This is a genomic window from Streptomyces silaceus, from assembly GCF_001419745.1.
GTDB classification, from domain to species: Bacteria; Actinomycetota; Actinomycetes; order Streptomycetales; family Streptomycetaceae; genus Streptomyces; species Streptomyces silaceus.
On sequence record NZ_LIRJ01000488.1, the window covers coordinates 1 to 1863 of the forward strand.

General features: G+C 72.8%; 2 protein-coding genes and 1 pseudogene. All 3 read right to left on the minus strand.

Features of this window, described 5'->3' with window-relative positions; all coding sequences use genetic code 11:
• A partial coding sequence (locus AOK22_RS34935) for a uracil-DNA glycosylase (RefSeq protein WP_055702728.1) occupies positions 1-654 on the minus strand: 654 nt, incomplete at its 3' end.
• Positions 655-687: 33 nt separating this feature from the next.
• Positions 688-1138, minus strand: a 451-nt coding sequence (locus AOK22_RS43305; RefSeq protein ID WP_425264107.1) for a WD40/YVTN/BNR-like repeat-containing protein, incomplete at its 5' end; no start/stop codon positions are given.
• Between the two features lie 2 nt (positions 1139-1140).
• Positions 1141-1711: pseudogene (locus AOK22_RS43310) on the minus strand (WD40/YVTN/BNR-like repeat-containing protein); the annotation flags it as partial.
• Positions 1712-1863 lie beyond the last annotated feature (152 nt).

Below are 1863 nucleotides of genomic sequence, written 5' to 3' on the forward strand. Positions count from 1 at the left end.
CTGCGCGCCCTGCTGGACCAACAGGTCGTTGGCCCGGCTGAAGGGGCGCGAGCCGAAGAAACCGCGGTCCGCCGACATGGGGGAGGGGTGCGAGGACTCCACCGACGGCAACTGCCCCAGCAGCGGCCGCAGGTTGCGCGCGTCACGCCCCCACAGGATCGACACGAGCGGCTTCCCCCGCGCCGCGAGCGCCCGTATGGCCTGTTCGGTGACCTCTTCCCAGCCCTTGCCCCGGTGCGCCGCGGGTTTGCGCGGGGCCGTGGTGAGCGCCCTGTTGAGCAGCAGCACGCCCTGCCGGGTCCAGGGCGTCAGGTCGCCGTTCGACGGCGGGGGCAGGCCCAGGTCGTCGTTCATCTCGCGGTAGATGTTGATGAGACTGCCGGGCAGCGGCCGTACCTCGGGCGCGACCGAGAACGACAGGCCCACCGCGTGACCGGGCGTGGGATAGGGGTCCTGGCCGACGATCAGGACGCGGACGTCGTCGAAGGGCTGCTGGAAGGCGCGCAGGACGTTCGCCCCCGAGGGGAGATACGTGCGTCCCGCGGCGATCTCCGCGCGCAGGAAGTCGCCCATCGAGGCGATCCGTTCGGCCACCGGCTCCAGGGCCTTCGCCCAGCCCGGTTCGACGATTTCATGCAAGGGTCGTGGTGCCACGGCGTCACCCTACTGCCGTAACGGCCGGTCCGATCACCCGATGGCCGCCGCCCGTACACAGAGCACGTCCGGCAGGTGCGAGGCGAGCTGCCGCCAGCTGTCGCCGTCGTCCGCCGAGGCGTACACCTCGCCGTTGCGATTGCCGAAGTACAGGCCCGCCGGGTCGAGGTCGTCACTGCACATGGCGTCCCGCAGCACCGTGCCGTAGTGGTCCTCCTGGGGCAGGCCCGCGCTCAGCGGCTCCCAGCTCTTGCCCGCGTCCGGCGTGCGGTAGACGCGGCACCGCCGGTCGGCCGGGACGCGGTCGCTGTCGGCGGTGATCGGGAAGACGTACGCCGTGCCGCCGCGGTGCGGGTGGGCCACCGCCGCGAAGCCGAAGGTGGACGGGAGGCCCTCGCCGATGTCCGTCCAGTGCGCGCCCGCGTCGTCGCTGCGGTACACGCCCCAGTGGTTCTGCAGATACAGCCGGTCCGGGTCGTCCGCGNNAGACGCCCCGGTTCGCCGGGGACCAGCTCGCACCGCCGTCCACCGTGCGGAACACCCCCGCCGTGGACACCGCGACCGTCACCGCACGGGCGTCGCGGGCGTCGGTCAGGACGGTGTGCAGGCCCTCACCGCCGCCGCCCGGCACCCACTTGGAGCGGGTCGGGTGCTCCCACAGCGGGCGGACGAGCTCGAAGCTCTCGCCGCGGTCCTCCGAGCGGTACAGCGCCGCCGGCTCCGTGCCCGCGTACACCACGTCCGGCTCGGCCGCCGCCGGGTGCAGCTGCCACACCCGCTCCAGCGAGGCCCCGGTGTCCTTCGGGAACTTCACGGCCGCCTTCGCGGGCTCCGTCCACGTCTGCCCGAGGTCGTCGGAGTGGAAGACGGACGGGCCCCAGTGCGCGCTGTCGCCGCCGACGAGGAGGCGCGGGGAGGGGCCCCGGGTGTCGATCGCGACGGAGTAGACCGCCTGCGCGTTGAAGTACGGACTGTCGTCGAACTCCCAGGCACTCCCTCGCCTGCGGCCGATGAACAGGCCCTTGCGCGTGCCTACGGTCAGAATGATCTCGGCCATGACGGCCACCTCCGGGACGTCGTTGTCTCAGGTACCGGCCAGTCTGCACCCCGGCACTGACAGTCACCCCTGGAAGCGGTGTCCCCGCAGGTCAGAGCCGTGTCCCTCGGTCCGGACGGGCACCCTCCGCCAGCGCCGCCGCGACCTCGGCG